Raw genomic sequence first — 19537 nt, 5'->3', positions numbered from 1 at the left:
TGATCCATGGCCATCGCCGAGCTCGCAGATCTGAAAGACCAATTGGCCTTCACCGATGACATCGGGTCGGCCGATGACGCGCTGCTTCAGCGCAAGCTCGACGCGGCGCAGAACCACGTTGAGCGCATGCTCGGGTTCAAGATCGAGGAGTGTTTCGGCGGTGAGGAACAGGATCCGATCCCGCCGGCTCTCGTCGAGGCCGTGCTGCAACTCGCGGCCCATTGGTACGACAACCGCGAGGCCGGCGCCGAGGCCGTGCGCGAGCTTCCCTTCGGCGTTCGTGACCTGGTCAACGAGTACCGGGAGTGGACGTGGTGAGCGACGGCGGTCTCAAGAGCTTCCAGCGCCGCATGCAGGCGATCCCGAAAGAGGCGCGGAAGGCGGTCCAGCCCGCACTGGCGCAGGGCGGCTACGAGATCTCCGAGGCCATGGAAAGCCTCGCGCCGGAGGATGAGGGCGACCTGATCGGATCGATCACGGTCACCCTCGGCGGGCAAAGCACGCCCCTATACTCGCAACCCGGTGGCTCGTACCTCGTCCCGGAGAACCAGGTGGCGATCACGGCCGGGAACAGCGAGGTGCGTTACCCGCACCTGCAAGAGTACGGGACGCGGCACCACCCGGCCCAGCCGTTCTTCTGGCCCGGCTTCAGACTGGCGAGAAAACGCGCAGAGAACCGCATCAAGCGCGCCATCGGCAAGGCGATCCGGGAGGCGAAATGAGCGTCGACCTCGCCGTCCAGATCGCGATCCGATTGCGCCTCGCCGCGTCCACGGCGCTCACGGATCTCGTGCCGGAGACCTCGATCCTCGACCGGAACTCGACGCCTGCGCCGCGGCCGAGCATCGTCATCGGTGAGGCTCAGATCGTCGACGAGGGCAGCAGCATCGCGCGCACGCGCAGCCGCGTCTACCACACCCTCCACGTCTGGAAGACCGAGCCGTCGCGCGAGGGCGTGAAGCAGATCATGGCCGCGGCGCGCCACGCGATCCAGTCGGAGCGGCTCTATCTCGGTGATGGGCTGCATTGCATCGATTGGCGCGTGTCGAGCATGCGAGCCATGTCCGACCCCGACGGCGAATCCTCGCACGGCATCATGGTCGTGGACTGCCTTGCCGAAGAGGTGGCACCATGAAGGCCGGGCACATGGTCCACGTGATCGAGATCCAGCGCTCGACGGCAACGGTGAACGATGCCGGCACACCGGAGCGCACGTGGTCGCGCCTAGCGACACTCCGCGCCGAGGTGGTGGAGCGCTCGACGGAAGAGTTCCTGCGCAATGCCGGCGAGACCAGCGAGACCACCATCGTCTTCCGCACGCGCTTCCTTGCCGGGCTGACCGATGATGACCGGGTCGACTTCGACGGGTTCGCCTTCGACATCGACGAGATCGTCACCGTCGGCCGCCGCCGGGGCCTTGAGCTGCGCTGCCGCAGGGTGGCGCCATGAGAGGGACGAAGCCGCACATGGTGACCGACCCCGAGGCCGTCGGCGTGCTGCCGGCGCCGGGCTGGTTCACGGACTTCGCGCGCGCCGAGTGGGATCGCGTCATGCCGATCCTGACCGAGCGGCGCATCCTGACCGATGCCGACCTCGGCAGCCTCGAGAACTACTGCATCGCGGTCGCGACGGTTCGCGCCATGGAGGCGCACCTTCAGGAGCACGGCCATGTGCTGATCGACGTGGAAGGCAAGATGAAGCGCAATCCCGCGGTCGGGGTTCAGTCCGACGCCATGACCCGCGCGCGCCTCCTCGCGGCAGAACTCGGGCTCACGCCGGTGTCGCGCTCGCGCCCGGCCATCAGAGAGGAGGATCCGGATGACGGCGACAACCCTCTCGACGTTTCCTGAGTGGATCTACGACGGGTCCGAGATCCCCGACCCCTACGGCTACGGCGAGCGCGCGGTCACCTTCCTGCGCGCGCTTCGCCATCCGAAGAGCACGCTTCCGCGGCGCGGCTTCCAGCTTGATCCCTGGCAGGAGCGGATCGTGCGCCGGATCTACGGCCCGCGCGACGAGCACGGCCGCCGGATCGTCACGAGTGCGATCCTCCTGCTCCCGCGCGGCAACCGGAAGACATCGCTGTCGGCGGCGCTGGCGCTGCTGCACACCATCGGTCCCGAGCGTGTCCCGTCGGGCGAGGCGATCTTCGCGGCTCTGGATCGGACGCAGGCCGGCATCGCCTTCCGGGAAGCCATGGGGATCGTGCGCGAGGACAAGCGCATCGAGGCGGCTGTGAAGGCCTACGACGCGCACAACGCGCCGAAGAAGGTCATCTACCGAAAAGACGGCGCGGCTATGCAGGTGGTCTCCGGCGATGCCGGGCCGCAGCACGGCTCGACGCCGAACTTCGTCCTGGCCGATGAAATCCATCTCTGGCCGAACCGGTATCTCTGGGAAGCGCTGACGACCGGTCTCGACAAGGTCGACGACTCGTTGCTCGTGGTCGCGACGACGGCCGGCCGCGGCAACGACAATCTGGCGCACGAGGTGATCGAGGATGCCCGGCGCGTGGCGCGCGGGGATGTCGAGGACGAGTCGATCCTGCCGATCCTCTTCGAGGCGCCGCGCGATGCCGACTGGCGCGATGAGGAGACGTGGCATCGCGTGAACCCGGGCATGCGGCACGGCTATCCGAGCCTTGCAGGTTTCCGGCGCCACGCGCAGCGGGCCGAGCGGAGCGTCGGCGAGCGGCAATCCCTGAAGCAGCTCAAGCTGAATATCTGGCTCGACAGCGCGACCGACCCGTTCGTCGACATGGAGATCTTCGACGCCGGCCGGAAAGCCTTCGACCTCGACGCGCTGGAGGCCGAGGACTGCTGGCTTGCGGTCGACCTGTCCTCGACCACCGACCTCTCGGTCATCGTGGCCTGCTGGCGCGTGGCCGAGGGCTACTTCGTGCAGCCGTGGTTCTTCTGCCCCGAGGACACCATCCGCACGCGCGAGGATGCGTCAGGCGCCAACTATTCCGTGTGGCACGAGCAGGGGCTGATCACCGCCACCGAGGGCAACGTGATCGACTACCGCGAAATCGAGAGCCGGATCGTCGAACTCTGCGAGCGCTTCAATGTCCGCGAGATCGCGTTCGACCCGCACATGGCGCGACAGGTGCAGCCGCAGATCCTCGAGCATGGCCTGCCGGCGGTCGATATGCGTCAGGTGCCGTCGCTGATGATGCCGGCCTACCAGGAACTGGAGCGCGCCATCCTCGGCGGCGAGTTCTTCCATGGCGCGCATCCCGTCCTGCGGCACTGCTTCGCCAACGTCGTCGTGAAGCGGAACGATCACGGGCACGTCGGCAAGTTCACGAAGTCGCAGAAGTGGCTCTCGATTGACGGCGCGGTGGCCTCGGCGATGGCCGTCGCTCGCTGCTCGGCCGGCGAGGGCACGTTCGTCACCTCGGCCGACTGGTTCACCGATGATCTGTGGATGGCGTGAGGTGGGGTGGCGGCGTGGCTTTTTTGGGGGCAAACCACGCCGCCGGGGTAATCCGAACATGGTCCTGAGAGAACGATCATGCCGTGAGGTCTGGAGAACATGTCCATGTGACGAGAATGCGGCGTCGCAAGAGAAACGTTCCGATGAAATGGCGACGCGAGATGATTTCTTCGAGCGATCCAGTGCTCGCGCCGCCGTGTCCCCTGTTGGACGCATAATGATTATCCCGACTAAATCATTCGGTAAAGGGTTCCGGCAAGATGGATGAAGAACGCCTGATCGTTGCCCTCGAAGCGCGGATCCGCGACTTCGAGCGAAACATGCAGAAGGCCGAGCGCCAGGGCACGAAGACCTACACCGGCCTGCGGCGGAACTCGCGCGGCACCGCGACAGCGATGGAGCGGGACATGATCCGCTCCACGACGCGCATCAACCAGGCGCTGGCCGCAACCTCGACCCGGATCGGTGCGATGGGCCGGGCCTTCGCCGCCGGCGCCGTGGCGGCCGGCATGGCCGCGATCACCACCGGCGCGCGCACCGCGATCCGCAGCATGGCCGATCTTGAAGCGCAGGCGCAACGCGCGGGCGTGAGTGTGACAGCGTTCCAGGAGCTGAAGTTCGTCGCCGAGCAGAACCGCATCGACGTGGACTCGATGGTCGACGGCCTGAAGGAGTTGCAGCTGCGCGCCGACGAGTTCATTCAGACCGGCAAGGGCCCGGCGGAGGAAGCCTTCCGACGGCTCGGCTACGGTGCGCGCGATCTGGAGCGCCAACTTGAGCGGCCCGAGCAGCTTTTCCTCGACATCATCGACCGTCTCGAAGGACTGGACCGCGCCGCGCAGATCAGGGTGGCCGACGAGGTCTTCGGCGGCACCGGCGGCGAGCGCTTCGTGCAGCTCTTGAGCCAGGGCGACGAAGGCGTTCGGCAGCTCATGTCGCGGGCGCATGAACTCGGCATCGTCATGGACGAGGAGACCATCGCCAAGGCGGCCGAACTCGACCGGAAATTCGCCGAGGTCTCCGCCCGGGTCTCGACCATGGCGAAGACGGTCGTCGTCGAACTCGCCGATGCCCTCGACGATGCCTTCACGGTCGACGGCGCGGACCAGGTCCTGACGCAGCTGGAACGCCTCCAGCAACTCACCGGCGAGACGAGCCTCGCGCCTGTCGGAGAAGAGCAGGCGGCATCGCTGGAGGATCTCGCGCTTCGCTACAAGGAGCTGACGGCCGATGCCTACGGGCTGTCGTCGGCGCTCTTCGAGATCTCCGCCGAGCTGGCCGCGGCAGGCTACGGGAACGCCGCGCTAGACCTCGAGGCGATGGCGCGCGAAATCGAGGGAACCGCGACGGCGTTCCGGGATGGCCGGATCGATGCCGAAACGTTCCGCGGCGAGATCGAAACCACCACCAGCGCGGCCGGCGACACGGTCGAGGCGCTCGGCGAGATCGACGGCGTGAGCTTCGGCGGCGTCATCTCGCGGATCGGCGGGCTGATCGGGGCGCTCGCGCAGGCCGCCGCCCAGGCTCGCCAGACCCGCGCCGAGGTCGAAGCAGCAGCCGGCGCATCCTCTGGGGGCGACAGCGGTGCCAAGGTCTACAGCGGGCGGGGCAGCGATCCCCGGCTCTACATGGGCGGCCGCGACGGATCGCTTGCTCCGGAGACATCGCCGCGGCCGCAACTGCCTTCGGTCAATGCCAGCTTCGGCATTCCCGATCCCGAGCCGACGACCGGCGGCGGCGGCGGTGGCAGCGGGGGCGGCGGCTCCGCGCGGCAGAAGCTCGACGAGTACCAGCAGGAGATCGAGCGCACGCGGAAGAACGTTGCTGAGCTGCAAGCCGAGGCTACGGCGCTGGTGGCGGTCGCCGAGAGCGGACGCGAGTTCGGCGATGCCATCGAGTACGCGCGGAAGAAGGCCGAGCTGCTCTACGCGGCGCAGGAGGCGGGCAAGGCGGTCACACCAGAGCTGAAAGCCGAGATCGACGAGCTCGCGCTGGCCTACTCTAACGCCGGGGTGGCGGCCGAGGGAGCGGCGACGCGGCTGGAGAAGATGGAGGAGCACGCCGAGCGCGGCGCGGAAAGGATGGCCGATCTCTTCCTGGGTATTTTGTCCGGCTCGCAGAGCGCGGGTGACGCCCTGCGCGCGCTGCTCATCGAGATCGCCAAGGTGCAGGTTCGCACGGCCTTCCTGAACGCGGCCGAGGCCGGAGGGGGCGGGGGCATCTTCGGGTTCCTCGGCAAGCTGCTGTCGGGCGAGCGCGCGGCCGGCGGCCCGGTGCGCGCGGGCGGCGCCTACCTGGTCAACGAGCGCACGCCGCGGTCCGAGGTCTTCGTGCCGAGCCAGAACGGCGGGGTCTTGACCGTGCCGCAGGCTCAGGCCGCGCTGCGGCAGTCGGCCGGCGGTGGTCAGCAGCCCGTGTCCGGCACGTCGACCGTCGAGGTGTCGCTCTCGCCGGACCTCGAGGCTCGCATCCTGCAACGCGCGGACAACCACGCCTTCAGCCTCGTGCAGTCCGGGATGCGCACCATGGACCGACGCATCCCCGCTCGCATGGCTCAGTATCGGGAGACGAACACATGAGCCGACAGGCAGATCGCCTCTGCGCCGCGCTCCGGGATCACCTGGCCGGCGGCTCGGCCCGCGCACCCGAGGGCTCTTCCGTTCTCTGGAATTGCTTCATGACGCTGTCCCGGGCGCGGTCCTGTGGTCCCGTCGGGCCGAACCCGATCAGCCATTCCGAGATCGAGGCCTGGGCGCGCCTGATGCGTATGCCGCTCGAGCCGCACCACGTCGCGATCCTGACCGCGATGGACGCCGCCTACATGCAGCATGCGTACCGGGCCGAGGACGTGCCTCAGGGAACGAAGGCGCTGCCCCGGTCGTCGGGGCACGCGCTCTCCCCGGCTCTGTTCGATCTCGCGGTGGGTTAACGTGGATCTCAGAAGTCCACCAGAAATCGGTAGGTCCTGTTGTGCGAGAGCTGTCCGGAGAATGTCATGAATTTGCTCTTTCGGGCTTCGTCTTTGAGCGTCTGGTTCAAGCGCAGTTGAGCTTCCGCTTTCGCAAAATCGAGCGCTTCACGAGCCGCCTCTTTGACTGGTGAGACGTTTTCGCATGCCGTACACCCTACTTCGCCGACTTCAGTATCGACCTCGCCAATAAAGAAGATCGGCTCTTTGCACCTAGCGCAGATCACAGGACAGCTTTCGCCGTCAATGTTGATTGAGACTGGTTCAGCCATTGTGCTTCCCCTGATGTTGACAGCGCGCAGTCAGACTTTTCGAGAACTTCGTAACAGAAATGTTGAACTGAGTATCGCGGATCGAGTTCAATATTTTCCTTACTCTTCTTCCCATCTGCGATACTTAAACTGGGTAGTAATGGGGAGAGACGGATACGAATAGTGCCGTTCGCATCCGTCTCATGTTCAATCAGTTCAGGAGAACCCGCTGATCTTGTCCGCTACGGACCTGAACGAGCTTTGCCATAGAGCCACCTTCGGGGATGTAGCTTCCAGGGACCGTCCAGCGTACGCCGGATAGCACGTAGTAATCTCCGTTGGCCACGTTGCGGAACTCGAAGTCCCCTTCCGCGTCGCACTGAGAGGTGCGGACCATCTCGAGATACCTCGGGTCGACATTCTCTTGGCTTGCTCCGACCATTGTGCCAATGCGTCCGCCTTGTACGCTTCCGTACAACTGCGACAGACGTTCCTTGGCAAATGTACCGGCAGGGATCAGCTGCACTTGCTCTCCGGCGCACGTCACAACGCCGCCCCCTGCCTGACGCAGGAACGCTTGACCGGTAATGTCGGCCGCTCCCCGTTGATTGATGAAAGCGACCTCGTTCGGATCGAACGGTGTCGTCGTCTCGATGGTCTGAACGCATGCCGCCAAAGCGAGCATTGAAGCGCCAACTAGAATTCTTCGCATGTGTGTCCCTCACGTATTGTAGCCGCGAAACGGCACTTCACTGAAGCGTGAGGGCTCGACGCTATCAAGCGTCAATTTCATGGCATGCGTGGGGCGTTCTCTTTCCGCCTCAACCGCGCTCCTGCCTCGCCGACATTCTCGTTGAGAACGCGACGCTCGACCGAGATCGGGTCAAGATGGTGGCATAGCCTCTCAACCCCAAGAGTGCGGCGACTAACTCAATCCTGGGATGAAGGTTTGTTTTGCACGCCTGGTACGAGGCCGTCATCAATGTCCTGTTGTGTGACGCCTGCTCGTTCCATGGCCTCGAAAACCAGCCTCTCGCGCTCACCCTCGGGCAGGGTCATCAAGAGCTTGTACATCTCCTCGAACCCCTCTGGCTGCGGGGCTGGGTACTTTTCAGCAAGCGCATGGATGATCTCAGCGTGAAGGCTTCGCGCGTTTTCGTCGGCAGATGCTTGTATGCGAGCTTTCAGGTCCGGCGGAATGCGCAGGCCGTAGGGAGCGATCCTCGTCGGGTACTTGGCCTCATCTGCCATAGCTTCATTTGGTAGCCAACTTTGATGTTGACTGCAATTAGCGACCTTTGGTAGTTATCGACCATTGGAAGCTAACTGGAGAAAGCATGAAACAGCAACGCGCCCCGTTCGGCCTCCGGATGCCGGAAGAGCTGAGCGCATGGGTCAAGCAGAAGGCGGCCGAGCAGGATCGCTCAATGAACAACTTCATCGTCCATGTCCTGGAGGGCTTCCGGGCGAACGAGACTGCCACACAACAGTAAAGGCCGCCGGGAGCATCTGACCTCACCCGACGGCCTTTCGTCCCCACCCACTACAGTAAGGAACACGTCATGAACGTACTCAAGAACGCGTTTGAAATCCAGCCGAAAGTATCGCGTGGCGCCATGCCTCGCCGCAGCTTTCTCGCTGCCATCCCGGCCGCAGCGGTGGCGCCGGCTGTTGCACATGCCGCGCCGCGCGACCCGCACCTCGAATGGTGGGCCGAGTGGCAACGCCTGACCAAGCACATCAACACGGCCACCTACATCACCGACAAGGCGATGGAACCTTGCTTTGAGCGTCAGCGCGAGATTGACCGGCTGATCGCCAGCACCCCGGCCCGGACCCGCGAGGGCGTCATTGCTCAGGTGGAATGGTTGATTGAGGATGGCCGCGATTATTGGGGTTGCGACTGGCATCGCCAGATCGCCGAGAACGTTCTCGGCGCATTGCGGAGGCTGGCATGACCGACCTTCTCGACATCAGCGACGAGATCGCTCGCGCTCGCCACATGGTCTCTCTGATCCAAATGACATGCGCCATTGAGCCTGACGATGATCAGAAGGCCATCGCGGAAGGATGTGACGCCGCTCTCGAACGTCTCGACGCCGCTCTTAAAGGTTTGTCGGAAATCAACCGAGCCGCAGCAAAGGATCTTGCAGCATGAACCGCCGCGACCTTCTTGCCTCCGCAGCTGCGACGGCAACGCTGGGCATCATGCCTACGCCTTCTCAGGCCGCAGACATCCCAGCTCTCGTGGAAGCCGTGATGTCCAGGGTCGTTCCTTACCGATCAGGCTTTGTCGCCGTGAAGGGCGATGACCTTCGCGCGCTCTGCGAGGCGGTCGGCGTCGAGTACGGAGAGCACTTTGCGACGAGGAGGCTTTGAGGTCCGAGTCCCTCCGGGCCTACCACCCTTCCGGCGCAAGGGATTTTAAGTCCCCCGTCGTATCGTTGCTGTTGACTTAGGTATCCGTTTCTAGGAGTGTGCTTAGAAATGGATACCTAAGAGGCGCATCATGGAGCATCTCGCTCGCAACATGTCGATCAGTGAATTCGCAACGCTCGCCAACGTTCCGGTCAGCACGGTGCGCGACTGGAACAAACGAGGTTTGAGCAACGGCATCGGTCAGCCTGGGCCGAACGGACACTGGCTCTACAGCCGTTCCGACGTTCGCAAGGTGCAGATCGCGTCGATCTTGTATGGCGAGGGCCTCAGCTGGCGCACAGGTCTTTTCGCTGGAAACGTGATGGTCTCTCATCTCGAGGGTCGCGAGATGAAGCCGTCGGAGCCGTATTACCAGAACCGCTACTTCGCGTTTTGCGGCTGGGCACTGTCGGAGAACATCAACTGGGGTTGCGGCCCGACCTGTGACGAAGCGTTCCACGCGGCTCACACTGGTCCGACCAACTTCTCGATCTGGGGTCACTCGACCATCGTGATTGACCTGAACGAACTCGCCGGAGTGCTGCCGGCGACCGAAGGTAAACCGCTCGAAGGGTACTGAAGGCGATCCTTTTAATTCGAGCGAAACCGACACGTCCTACTGTCCGAGGCGGACTGACAGAGAGACCAGAGTAATGACCAGGCGCGCATTGACGATCACGGTGAAGGAGGCGGCATCCGATCTCGGATTCCCTGTCGCTACCACCGAACGGATCGCGCGCGACCTCGGCCTACTCATCATGGCGGGCAACCGCAAGCGTATCGACCCCAACGATTTGCCGGAGATCATGGATCAATGCCGCAGCGAGCGAAAGGCGCGCGCCTCATGCAGCGCCGCGAAACCGGGATCTGGATCATCCGCGACACCGGCCGCGGGGACCGTTCAACAGGCACGCGAGACCGTGGCGAGGCTGAAAAGCGCCTCGCGGAATACATCGCGCAGCGCGACCGCCGCCCCGGTGGTCCAGCTCAGCCGGACGAGATCACCGTAGCCGAGGTTCTGACCTTCTACGCGACGGAGCACGTCGCAAGCGGCGCGGTCAAAGACCCGACGCGAATTGCATATGCTATTGAGAGCCTTCTCGACTACTGGGGCGAGCTGCCGGCCAACGCGGTCAACCGAGAGACCTGCCGGGCTTACGGCCGCAGCCGCGTGCGGCATCGGAAAGATCCCAAAACCGGCGAAGTTATCGAGACCACTCCTATTGCCGACGGCACAATCCGCAAGGAACTCGGCGTGCTCAGTGCGGCATTCAACTATTGTCGTGAGGAGGGGCGGATCCTCAACCCGCCCAAGGTACACCTCCCGGACAAGCCGGCGCCGAAGGATCGATGGCTCACGCGTTCTGAAGCAGCTCGACTGCTCTGGGCAGCGTATCGGAACCCCGAGGCCAAGCACCTGGCGCGCTTCATGCTGGTCGCCTTGTACACCGGAACGCGCAAGTCTGCGATCCTCCGGCTGCGCTTCATGCGGAACGTGAACGGCGGCCACGTCGATACTGAGGCTGGCATACTCTACCGCCGCGCTCCCGGCGTCGCCGAGACCAAGAAAAAGACCCCGCACATCCGAGTGGCGCCGCGCCTCCTCGGGCATCTGCGTCGTTGGGAAGCTCACGGCGAGCGCTGGGTCGTCGCGTACGAGGGGCAGGGAGTGGCGTCGATCAAGACAGCGTGGCGCACCGCAGCGCGCGCGGCGAAGCTCGACGATGCTACGCCGCACACGCTACGGCACACGGCCATCACGTGGGCCTGCCAATCCGGACGAGCCGACCTCTGGGAGCTGAGCGGGTACTTCGGCGTCAGCATGGAGACGATGACGAAGGTCTACGCTCATCACCACCCCGACCACCAACAAGGTGCGGTTGCCGCAATCGGGGGGCGGAAACTGTGAGGCCGCACAATTTCAACCGTTCAAGCTTCGACGAAACGGCAACGAAGCATGGACATAGAGCGCACAAGGGTAGAACAAACATGCTGGATGTGTCTTCGGGAGGCAGGGGTCGTAGGTTCGAATCCTGCCACTCCGACCAGAATTCTCCCCTCTTGCGATGTCGCTGCGCGCCCTATTCTGCGGCGTTCGCACGATCCATTTCGGGCCGCGCGAGGGCCTGCCACGCATCGTACTGCGACAGGAACACGCGGCCGTTCATCTCGTCGAGGAAATGCGTTGTCCGCAGCCGGTCCATGACCGGGCCCTTCACCTCGGAGAGATGCAGGCCGATCCCCATATCGGTGAGGCGCTGGTTGATCGCCTCGAGGCTTTCGAGCGCGGAAAAGTCGATCTCGTTCACTGCCGAACACATCAGCACGACGTGGCGTATCACGCAGCCGTCGGTCACGCGATCCTGCACAAGGTCCTCGAGAAACCTCGCATTCACGAAGTAGAGGCTTTCGTCGATCCGCAGCGTCAGGACGTGCCGGTCTGTCGCGACGTCGTGGCGATTGATGTTGCGGAAATGGTGGCTGCCCGGCACCAGCCCGACCTCGGCGACATGCGGCTTCGACGTCTTGAACAGGTGAAGCGCGACGGAGAGCAGTACGCCGGATGCGACCCCGATCTCTACGCCGAGCGTCAGGGTCAGCACGATCGTCGCGGCGACTGCCGCAAAGTCCGAACGTGAATAGTCCCAGGTGCGACGCAGAATGGAAAAGTCCACGAGGCTGAGGACCGCGACGACGATCGTCGCGGCCAGCGTTGCATTGGGCAGGAAGTAGACCAGCGGCGTCAGCGACACCGCTGCGATAGCGAGCCCGATCGCCGTGAACGCGCCGGCCGCCGGGGTTTCGGCGCCCGCGTCGAAATTCACGACCGAGCGCGCGAACCCGCCCGTAACTGGGTAGCCGCCGGTGAAGGCCGCGCCGAGATTGGCCGCACCGAGGCCGATCAGCTCCTGGTCCGGGTCGATGCGCTGGCGCTTCTTCGCGGCGAGCGTCTGCGCGACCGAAATCGATTCCACGAAGCCGATGATGGAGATCAGGATGGCCGGGATGGCGAGCTGGCGGATCAGGTCCGGTGCCACGCCGGGCAGGGTGAGGGGCGGCAGCGCCTGTGGCACGCTGCCCACGATCGCCACGCCCCGGTCCGCGAGCCCGAACCCCCAGACCGCGAGCGTCGTCGCCACCACCGCCGCCACCGGCCCGGCCTTCGTCGCGACATCGGCAAGGAGCGGCCCGGCGCCCATCCGGCGCAGCAGCGGCTTCAGCCCGCGGCGCACCCAGAACAGGAACCCCGTCGCGGCGACACCGAGGACGAGGGTGATCGGGTTGATCTGGTCGAGATGCGCCACGAGAGAGCCCACCATCTCGATCAGCGTGTGGCCGTGCGCCTGGATACCGAGGATGTGCTTGAGCTGGCTGGTGGCGATCAGGATCCCCGATGCGGTGATGAAGCCCGCGATCACCGGGTGACTGAGGAAGTTCGCGAGAAAGCCGAGCCGGAATACGCCCAGAAGGACCAGGAACGCCCCCGACATCCCCGCGAGGGTCAGCGCGGCTACCGCGTAGCCCGCCGTGCCCTGCTCGGCGACCTGGCCGACCGCGGAGGCGGTCAGGAGCGACACCACCGCCACGGGCCCGACCGCCAGAGCGCGGGACGTGCCGAAAACCGCATAGAGCAGGATCGGCGCGATCGAGGCGTAGATCCCGGCTTCGGGCGGCAGCCCCGCCAGGAGCGCGTAGGCCAGCGATTGCGGGATCAGCATGATCGTCACGATCACCGCCGCGATCAGGTCGTTCGCGAACGCCGCGCGGTCGTAGCGCCGGCCCCAGTCGAGAACGGGCAGGTAGCGGGCGAGAGAAAGGCGCATCGTCGGGCCGGTCCTGTGGTTCGGTCTTCGAGGAGCAGACACGGGACGCCTGGGGCGGCGTCCCGGTGGAGAGGTCGGCGAGCGGACGGGGAAGAGGGGCGTCCGTCCGCGGGGTCGGTCGCCTACTCGGCAGCCGCCGTCAGCCTGGCGGGCTTCGCCATCCATTCGCGTCCACGCAGCATGGCCTTCCAGTAGATCGGCGGCAACATCCGCTCCTTCAGGAGCCATGCCGCGCGGGTCGGTCGTGTGCCGTCGACGAGCCAAGTCGGGAACGACGGCTTGAGCGCGCCGCCGTAGCCGAATTCCGCGAGCACGATCTTGCCGCGCTCGACCGTCAGCGGACACGATCCGTAGCCGTCATATTGCGCCACCGCCGAGCGTCCGCGCATGTCGGCGATGACGTTCTCGGCCACCGTCGGCGCCTGCTTGCGCGCGGCGGCCGCGGTCTTGGCGTTGGGCGCGTTGGTCACGTCGCCGAGGGCCCAGATGTTGTCGAAGCGCTTGTGCCGCAGGGTCGCCTGATCGACATCGACCCAGCCGGCCACATCGGCGAGCGGAGAGACGCGAACGAAGTCCGGCGCGGTCTGCGGTGGGCAGACATGGATCATCTCGAAATCCATCGTCACCTGACGCGGCGCCTCCTCGGGGTGCTTCACCTCGAATGTTGCCCGTTTCGCGGGGCCGTCGACAGCGACGAGATTGTGGAAGAAGTCGAGGCTGGCGTCGTACTTCTTCACGTATTCCATCAGCGCCGGGACGTAGTCCTTCACGCCGAAGAGCACGCCTCCCGCATTGCAGAAGTGGATGTCGATATCGGACAGGCGCCCGGTCCGGTGCCAGTGGTCGGCCGAGAGATACATCGCCTTCTGTGGCGCACCGGCGCACTTGATCGGCATCGGCGGCTGGGTGAACAGCGCGGCGCCCGACCGCATCTGCTGCACGAGCTGCCAGGTGTACGGGGCGAGATCGTAGCGGTAGTTCGAGGTGACGCCATTCCGGCCAAGGCTCTCGACGAGCCCCTCGACCCCGTGCCAGTCGAGCTTCAGCCCCGGGCAGACGATAAGCCGGTCGTATTTCACCACCCGGCACCCGTCCAGGATCACCGCGTCGCTCTGCGGCTCGAAGGCGGCGACGGCCGCCTTGATCCACGTGACGCCCGACGGGATCAGGCTGCCCATGGTCTTGGCCGTGTCGGAGGCTTCGAAGATCCCGCCGCCCACCATCGTCCAGCCCGGCTGATAGTAATGGATATCGGCCGGATCGATCACCGCGATCTCGAGCCCGGGCTTGCGGGCCTTCAGGCTTGCCGCCACGGCGATCCCGCCTGCGCCGGCCCCGACCACGACGACCTTGTAATGCGCGTCGCCGGTGTCTGTCGGGGTCTTGCCGCCATTGGCGATGCGCCGCGCCACGCCGGACATGTCGTACCCGGCGGCCTTGGTCCGCGCGAGGATGTCGGGCAGCGGTCGGGCCGTGGCCTCCGACAGCGCCCAGAGCGTCGCCGACCGCGTGCCGGACCGGCAATAGGCGAGGACCGGGCCGGGCAGGGTGCGCAAGGCTTCTGCGAACGCCTCGGCATCGGCGTCGCGCACCATGCCGGTGGTGACCGGCAGATAGCGCGCCTCGAGCCCGTTTTCGGATGCGGCGCGCTCGATTTCCTCGAAAGAAGGCTGGTCGGCGCCTTCGCCGTCAGGGCGGTTGCAGATGATGCCGCGATAGCCTTCGGCCGCGAGGGCGGCCACGTCTGCGGCGGTGATCTGCGGGCTGACCGCGAGCCTGTCATCGATCGTGTGAATGTCCATGTCTCCTCCCGAGCGTCCGGACGATTGGGGCGTGTCCGGCGGCGCCGCGCTGCGGGCCGCCCGCGAGGTGCGTCGCGGCCGGGGTCAGAGCGTGTTGACCGGGACCTTCAGGAACCGCTTGCCGTGCTGGTCGGCGGGCGGAAGCTCTCCGCCGCGCATGTTCACTTGCAGCGACGGGATGATCAGCCGCGGCATGTCGAGCTGCGCGTCCCGCTCGGTCCGGAATTTCACGAACTCGTCCTTGGTCTTGCCGCCGCCCACGTGGATGTTGTGTGCCTTCTCGTCGGCGACGGTGGTCTCCCACTGGATGTCGCGTCCGTTCGGGGCGTAGTCGTGGCACATGAACAAGCGGGTCTCGTCCGGCAGGCTCAGAACCTTCTGGATCGAGTCGTAAAGCTCGCTCGCGTCGCCCCCCGGAAAGTCTGCCCGGGCCGAGCCGCCGTCCGGCATGAACAGCGTGTCGCCGACAAAGGCGGCGTCGCCCATGACGTGCGTCATGCAGGCCGGGGTATGGCCCGGCGTGTGAATGGCAAAGCACGCCATCCCGCCGACATTGTAGCTGTCGCCGTCATCGAACAGCCGGTCGAACTGCGACCCGTCGCGCTGAAACTCGGTGCCTTCGTTGAAGATCTTGCCAAACGTGTCCTGCACGATGGTGATGTTGCGCCCGATGCCGAGTTTGCCGCCGAGCTGGCCCTGTATGTAGGGCGCCGCCGAAAGATGATCGGCGTGCACGTGCGTTTCGATCAGCCATTCCAGCGTGAGGCCGTTGTCCTTCACGTAGGCGATGATCTCGTCCGCGTGGTCGTAAGTGATCCGCCCTGCTGCATAGTCGATGTCCATGACCGAATCGACGATGGCGCAGGCCGACGAGCCGGGATCCTTGACCACGTAGGATATGGTGTTGGTCGCCGGATCGAAAAAGCCGGTCACCTCGGGTTTGACGGTGGTGTCGGTGACGTAGTCCTTCATGGATCTCCTCCTCCTTGTCGTGTGGCGATCAGCAGGCGCGGCAGGTCTTGAGCCCGATGACCCGGTAGAGCGGGCACATCCCGACGAGCGCCGTCAGGACGAAGACGCCTGCGACAAGGATCGCGAGCCAGTGCAGCGCACCGGTCGCGGCGACGGCCGTGCCGAAGGCCGCCCAGAGCAGGAGCGCGGCGGCCACAAGGCGCAGCGCGCGATCCACGTTTCCCATGTTGCGAGTCATGTCCGATCTCCTCTGGAATCGATGTGATCCCAGACTGCCACGGCAGGCGTCGGACTGTTTGTGACTAGGTCACAGAGCGGCGCCGGGAGGTCGGAAACTGCCGGTGCGGGCGCTCGCTCATTCCATCGCGTTTGAGCGCGCCACGAGGTCGATGCCCATCTGCGCGAAGAGATCGAGGTAGTCGAGCAGCACCCAGTTCTCCGCGATCCGCCCACCGGCGATGCGGTAGAAATCCATGACCCGCAGCGTCAGCGCCCGATGGGTCGCCGGAACGCCCAGGTAGTCGCCGAGATGCGTCATCGTCATCGACGGCCATCCGGACACGGCGGCATAATTGCCGTCACCGATCCGGCAGTAATGATTGCCGCCCTTACGATCGGGAAAGGCCGTCAGGAACGGCGCACGGTGATCCTTCACGAAGCCCGACCAGCGATAGTTCGCACCGATCCCGGACGGCCCGTACCACAGCATGTCGTCGGCCCACGCACCCGAAGCGCCGGTCTGCGCCGCGCTCTCGAAGGTCTGCGGGTCGTAGGCGTGCAGGTCGCTTAGCATCCGCTCCACCACGTCGAGACTTTCCGCGCCGGACCCAGTCTGCGGGAGCACGCCATCGTGGGTCGCCGGCGACGGAAACAGCATCTCGGTGCCGAGCTCTTGCGGGAAGGGCATCCGTCCCGCCTGGCGCATCAGGTCCGGCAGGTCGAGGATCAGGCGCGCCTCGGTCACGCGGCCACCCTCGATGCGGTAGAACTCGCCGGCGCGCAGGAAGGCGAGCCTGCCGGAGGGACGTATGCCCGCGAACGGAGCGCGGAAATTGCCGACGTAGTGGGCCACGCTCGCGGCCCAATGGCCGCCCGTGTCGCGCCGGTTGTCCCCTGCGATGAAGATCTCGTCGCGCCGGTGGATGCCTTCGAATGCCGTGCGGAGCGGCCGGAGGAACCCTGCGATCAGAGCCTCCGTCCCGTCGAGCGGGTAGAAGGGCGCGGACAGGTGCACGCGGCAGGATTCGGAGAAGATTCGCGCGACGCTGGCGTCGAATTCTGCGTCGGGGGCACGCAGCATGGCGGACAGGCCGGCATGCAGACTGGCGCGCTGATCGGTCACGAGCACGGGGACTCTTTCATTTTTGCACACGATTGCAAAAAGAGCTTGCCACGTGCCTTCTCCGGTGTCTAGCGTTCCCGTAAACCGCGAGTGATCGCCCGAACATCGACGTCCCGCATCAACTGGGAGAGGCCGATGGCCGAGATTCAGCTGCGCAATCTGTCCAAGCGCTGGGGCAGTTTCGTCGGTGTCGACAGCTTCGACCTGACGATCGCCGACGAGGAGTTTCTGGTGCTGCTCGGCCCGTCGGGGTGCGGCAAGACCACGACGATGCGCATGATCGCCGGTCTTGAGGACGCGACCGAAGGCGACATCATGATCGGTGGCCAGCGCGTCAACGATCTGGATCCCAAGGATCGCGACGTGGCGATGGTGTTCCAGTCCTACGGCCTCTATCCGCACCTGAACGTCTACGAGAACATCCGCTTCCCGCTGCGCGTGCGGAAGATCGACGAAAGCACGCATGACGAACGGGTGATGCGAGCTGCGCGCATGGTGGAGCTCGAGGACTTCCTGCATCGCAAGCCGGCGGAGCTTTCGGGCGGCCAGCGGCAGCGCGTCGCGCTGGCGCGCGCCATCGTGCGCGAGCCCAACGTCTTTCTCATGGACGAGCCGCTGTCCAATCTCGACGCAAAGCTGCGCGTCTCGACGCGCGCGCAGATCAAGAACCTGTCGCACGAGCTCAAGGTGACCACGATCTATGTCACCCACGACCAGATCGAGGCGATGACCCTCGCCGACCGCGTCGTGGTGATGAAGCGCGGCGTGGTCCAGCAGGTCGGGACCCCGACGGAGATCTACAACCGCCCCGCCAACGTGTTCGTCGCGGGCTTCATCGGATCTCCTGGCATGAACCTCGTCGAAGGGCATGTCTCCGGCGGCACCTTCGAGGCCGACAGCGTGAGGGTGGAGGGACTGGAGGTGCGGGACGGCGCGCTCACCCTCGGCTTCCGGGCCGAGGACGCGCGGCTGGCCGAACCGGGCGAGCCCGCTCAGATCGAGGCGCCTCTCTACACGATCGAGCTTCTCGGCGACGCGACCATGCTGACGGTCCGCGCCGGCGGCGCGCTCATGTCGGTCAAGGCGTCGAAGGACCTGAGAGCGTCGATCGGCGACGCCGTGTCCTTCGTCGTTCCGCCCGGAGCATGCCACCTCTTCGATCCGGCCACCGAGGCGCGACTGGATGCGCGATAGACATAACGAGGACCGGGGCGCGAAGCTCCCGGCACGAACGATCCAATCGGGAGCGACACAATGACCAAACGCACGATCTTTGCCGCCGTCGGTGCGGCGACCCTGCTGGCCGGACCCGCGATGGCCGAGTGCAGCTTTGAAAACGACACGCCCGTGTCCATGCTTTCGGCCGGGTTCGAGGCATGGAAGGCGGTTTCGGACGCAATGGCCGAGTGCGGCAGCTTCGAGGCCGAGCTCGATCAGGAGTTCCGCACCAAGCAGCCCGCCGCCTTCGCGGCGGATCCCTCGCTCTACGCGTTGGGCGGCGTCGCCAATGGCACTATCACGCCGCTCATCAACGAGGGGACGATCCGCCCACTCGACGACCTCGTGGCGGAGTACGGCCAGTCCCTCAACGACAACCAGCTGATCCGCATCGACGGGCAGGTGATGGCCATCGGCATGATGGTTAACACTCAGCACCTGATGTATCGCGCCGACATCTTCGAGGATCTTGATCTCGAGGTGCCGGAAACCTGGGACGAGGTCCTCGAGGCCGCCGCGACGATCCAGGAGGCCGGCGTGGTCGAGTACCCGCTCGGCGCCACGATGCAGACCGGGTGGAACCTCGCGCAGGACTACGTGAACATGTTCTACGGCTTCGGCGGAGAGTTCGTCGATTCCGAGAACATACCGACGCTGAACACCGAGGCGGGGATCAACGCGCTCGAGATGATGCGCGCCATGACCGAGTACATGGATCCCGAATATCTGGTCTCCGACTCGACCTACGTGCAGCAGCAGTTCCAGCAGGGCCGGATCGCGATGGCCAATCTCTGGGCCAGCCGCGCCGGCGCGATGGACAACGAGGCCGAGTCCGAGGTGGTCGGGCTGGTCGAGACCGCCGCCGCGCCCAAGGCGACCGCCGATGGCCCGCCGGCCACCACGATCTGGTGGGACGGTGTCGTCGTCGCCGCGAACATCGACGACGAGACCGCCGAAGCGGCCTTCCGCGTGGCGATGGAGGGCCTCGACAGCGAGATGGTCCAGGCCAACAACAGCGCCGCGATCTGGCTGATCGAGGGCTACGAGCCGACGCGGCTCGCCGAGGGGGCGATCGCGACGTTGCAGTCGCAGCCGGCCGCCCGGGCCTATCCGTCGACCACCGCGATGGGGCTCATGCACACCGCGCTCGGCAACGGCATCGCCGCTTTCCTGACCGGCGACAAGGCCGCCGAGGAAACGCTCGCCGATATCGAGGCAGACTACCTGACCGCGGCCCGCGAGGCCGGGCTGGTCGACGGCTGAGTGACCCGGTCCGGGGCGCGCCTGCGTGCCCCGGACCCTTT

24 protein-coding genes are annotated in these 19537 nt (G+C 65.5%); 16 read left to right on the top strand and 8 right to left on the bottom strand.

Going from position 1 to position 19537, the window contains the following annotated elements; all coding sequences use genetic code 11:
* Positions 1-6 precede the first annotated feature (6 nt).
* From ROJ8625_RS03470 to ROJ8625_RS03435, 8 genes are all read left to right on the top strand, one after another.
* Positions 7-318, top strand: coding sequence for a head-tail connector protein (locus ROJ8625_RS03470; protein WP_085790430.1), 312 nt, complete (start codon positions 7-9; stop codon positions 316-318).
* Complete coding sequence (locus ROJ8625_RS03465) at positions 306-722, top strand: HK97-gp10 family putative phage morphogenesis protein (protein ID WP_306372282.1); 417 nt, start codon at positions 306-308, stop codon at positions 720-722. Before ROJ8625_RS03470 ends, ROJ8625_RS03465 begins: the two co-directional genes overlap by 13 nt.
* Positions 719-1135, top strand: a complete 417-nt coding sequence (locus tag ROJ8625_RS03460) for a DUF3168 domain-containing protein (protein WP_085790429.1) — start codon at positions 719-721, stop codon at positions 1133-1135. Before ROJ8625_RS03465 ends, ROJ8625_RS03460 begins: the two co-directional genes overlap by 4 nt.
* The gene (locus ROJ8625_RS03455; RefSeq protein ID WP_085790428.1) at positions 1132-1449 is read left to right on the top strand and encodes a phage head closure protein; all 318 of its coding nucleotides are present in this window, start codon (positions 1132-1134) and stop codon (positions 1447-1449) included. Before ROJ8625_RS03460 ends, ROJ8625_RS03455 begins: the two co-directional genes overlap by 4 nt.
* Positions 1446-1850: a phage terminase small subunit P27 family gene (locus tag ROJ8625_RS03450; RefSeq protein WP_085790427.1), complete on the top strand. Its 405-nt coding sequence runs from the start codon at positions 1446-1448 to the stop codon at positions 1848-1850. Before ROJ8625_RS03455 ends, ROJ8625_RS03450 begins: the two co-directional genes overlap by 4 nt.
* Complete coding sequence (locus ROJ8625_RS03445) at positions 1819-3438, top strand: terminase large subunit (protein WP_085790426.1); 1620 nt, start codon at positions 1819-1821, stop codon at positions 3436-3438. The genes ROJ8625_RS03450 and ROJ8625_RS03445 overlap by 32 nt, the downstream gene beginning before the upstream one ends.
* 260 nt (positions 3439-3698) lie before the next feature.
* Entirely contained in the window at positions 3699-6017 is a 2319-nt protein-coding gene (locus tag ROJ8625_RS03440) for a hypothetical protein (RefSeq protein ID WP_085790425.1), read from the top strand.
* On the top strand, positions 6014-6367 hold the full coding sequence (locus ROJ8625_RS03435) for a phage tail assembly chaperone (RefSeq protein WP_085790424.1): 354 nt from the start codon (positions 6014-6016) through the stop codon (positions 6365-6367). The genes ROJ8625_RS03440 and ROJ8625_RS03435 overlap by 4 nt, the downstream gene beginning before the upstream one ends.
* 8 nt (positions 6368-6375) lie before the next feature.
* Here ROJ8625_RS03435 and ROJ8625_RS20540 read toward each other — a convergent pair whose 3' ends face one another.
* The 3 genes from ROJ8625_RS20540 to ROJ8625_RS03425 form a co-directional block, all read right to left on the bottom strand.
* Positions 6376-6678, bottom strand: coding sequence for a hypothetical protein (locus ROJ8625_RS20540; RefSeq protein WP_143535026.1), 303 nt, complete (start codon positions 6676-6678; stop codon positions 6376-6378).
* A gap of 190 nt (positions 6679-6868) precedes the next feature.
* The gene (locus tag ROJ8625_RS03430) at positions 6869-7369 is read right to left on the bottom strand and encodes a hypothetical protein (protein WP_143535025.1); all 501 of its coding nucleotides are present in this window, start codon (positions 7367-7369) and stop codon (positions 6869-6871) included.
* 218 nt (positions 7370-7587) lie between these two features.
* Positions 7588-7908 (bottom strand): hypothetical protein, encoded by a 321-nt coding sequence (locus ROJ8625_RS03425; RefSeq protein WP_085790422.1) that lies wholly within the window; start codon positions 7906-7908, stop codon positions 7588-7590.
* An 86-nt stretch (positions 7909-7994) separates the two neighbouring features.
* Between ROJ8625_RS03425 and ROJ8625_RS03420 the strand changes: the two genes are divergently transcribed.
* The 6 genes from ROJ8625_RS03420 (at position 7995) to ROJ8625_RS03395 (ending at position 10984) form a co-directional block, all read left to right on the top strand.
* Positions 7995-8150 carry an Arc family DNA-binding protein gene (locus ROJ8625_RS03420; protein WP_085790421.1) on the top strand — a complete coding sequence of 52 codons (156 nt, stop codon included), beginning with the start codon at positions 7995-7997 and terminating at the stop codon, positions 8148-8150.
* Positions 8151-8219: 69 nt separating this feature from the next.
* Positions 8220-8615, top strand: coding sequence for a hypothetical protein (locus ROJ8625_RS03415; RefSeq protein WP_085790420.1), 396 nt, complete (start codon positions 8220-8222; stop codon positions 8613-8615).
* Positions 8612-8815 carry a hypothetical protein gene (locus ROJ8625_RS03410; RefSeq protein ID WP_085790419.1) on the top strand — a complete coding sequence of 68 codons (204 nt, stop codon included), beginning with the start codon at positions 8612-8614 and terminating at the stop codon, positions 8813-8815. The genes ROJ8625_RS03415 and ROJ8625_RS03410 overlap by 4 nt, the downstream gene beginning before the upstream one ends.
* Positions 8812-9036: a hypothetical protein gene (locus ROJ8625_RS03405; RefSeq protein WP_085790418.1), complete on the top strand. Its 225-nt coding sequence runs from the start codon at positions 8812-8814 to the stop codon at positions 9034-9036. Before ROJ8625_RS03410 ends, ROJ8625_RS03405 begins: the two co-directional genes overlap by 4 nt.
* 130 nt (positions 9037-9166) lie before the next feature.
* Complete coding sequence (locus tag ROJ8625_RS03400; RefSeq protein WP_085790417.1) at positions 9167-9655, top strand: MerR family transcriptional regulator; 489 nt, start codon at positions 9167-9169, stop codon at positions 9653-9655.
* 264 nt (positions 9656-9919) lie between these two features.
* Positions 9920-10984 carry a tyrosine-type recombinase/integrase gene (locus ROJ8625_RS03395; RefSeq protein ID WP_234984151.1) on the top strand — a complete coding sequence of 355 codons (1065 nt, stop codon included), beginning with the start codon at positions 9920-9922 and terminating at the stop codon, positions 10982-10984.
* A 172-nt stretch (positions 10985-11156) separates the two neighbouring features.
* On the opposite strand, the gene ROJ8625_RS03390 is transcribed toward ROJ8625_RS03395, so the two are convergent.
* From ROJ8625_RS03390 to ROJ8625_RS03370, 5 genes are all read right to left on the bottom strand, one after another.
* Positions 11157-12899, bottom strand: a complete 1743-nt coding sequence (locus tag ROJ8625_RS03390) for a SulP family inorganic anion transporter (protein ID WP_085790415.1) — start codon at positions 12897-12899, stop codon at positions 11157-11159.
* A gap of 122 nt (positions 12900-13021) precedes the next feature.
* Positions 13022-14701, bottom strand: a complete 1680-nt coding sequence (locus tag ROJ8625_RS03385; protein ID WP_085790414.1) for a bifunctional protein tyrosine phosphatase family protein/NAD(P)/FAD-dependent oxidoreductase — start codon at positions 14699-14701, stop codon at positions 13022-13024.
* A gap of 84 nt (positions 14702-14785) precedes the next feature.
* Positions 14786-15673 carry an MBL fold metallo-hydrolase gene (locus tag ROJ8625_RS03380; protein ID WP_085790413.1) on the bottom strand — a complete coding sequence of 296 codons (888 nt, stop codon included), beginning with the start codon at positions 15671-15673 and terminating at the stop codon, positions 14786-14788.
* A 28-nt stretch (positions 15674-15701) separates the two neighbouring features.
* On the bottom strand, positions 15702-15911 hold the full coding sequence (locus tag ROJ8625_RS03375) for a YgaP family membrane protein (RefSeq protein WP_085790412.1): 210 nt from the start codon (positions 15909-15911) through the stop codon (positions 15702-15704).
* Positions 15912-16028: 117 nt separating this feature from the next.
* Positions 16029-17021 (bottom strand): ester cyclase, encoded by a 993-nt coding sequence (locus ROJ8625_RS03370; RefSeq protein WP_234984150.1) that lies wholly within the window; start codon positions 17019-17021, stop codon positions 16029-16031.
* Positions 17022-17150: 129 nt separating this feature from the next.
* On the opposite strand from ROJ8625_RS03370, the gene ROJ8625_RS03365 reads away from it, so the two are divergent.
* Together ROJ8625_RS03365 and ROJ8625_RS03360 are read left to right on the top strand one after the other, a co-directional pair.
* Positions 17151-18209 carry an ABC transporter ATP-binding protein gene (locus ROJ8625_RS03365; RefSeq protein ID WP_085790411.1) on the top strand — a complete coding sequence of 353 codons (1059 nt, stop codon included), beginning with the start codon at positions 17151-17153 and terminating at the stop codon, positions 18207-18209.
* A 60-nt stretch (positions 18210-18269) separates the two neighbouring features.
* The gene (locus ROJ8625_RS03360; protein ID WP_085790410.1) at positions 18270-19496 is read left to right on the top strand and encodes an ABC transporter substrate-binding protein; all 1227 of its coding nucleotides are present in this window, start codon (positions 18270-18272) and stop codon (positions 19494-19496) included.
* The last annotated feature ends 41 nt before the right edge of the window (positions 19497-19537 follow it).

The sequence above is a fragment of the Roseivivax jejudonensis genome (assembly GCF_900172265.1).
Classification (GTDB): Bacteria; Pseudomonadota; Alphaproteobacteria; order Rhodobacterales; family Rhodobacteraceae; genus Roseivivax; species Roseivivax jejudonensis.
This window is presented reverse-complemented; position numbering and strand designations above follow the sequence as displayed.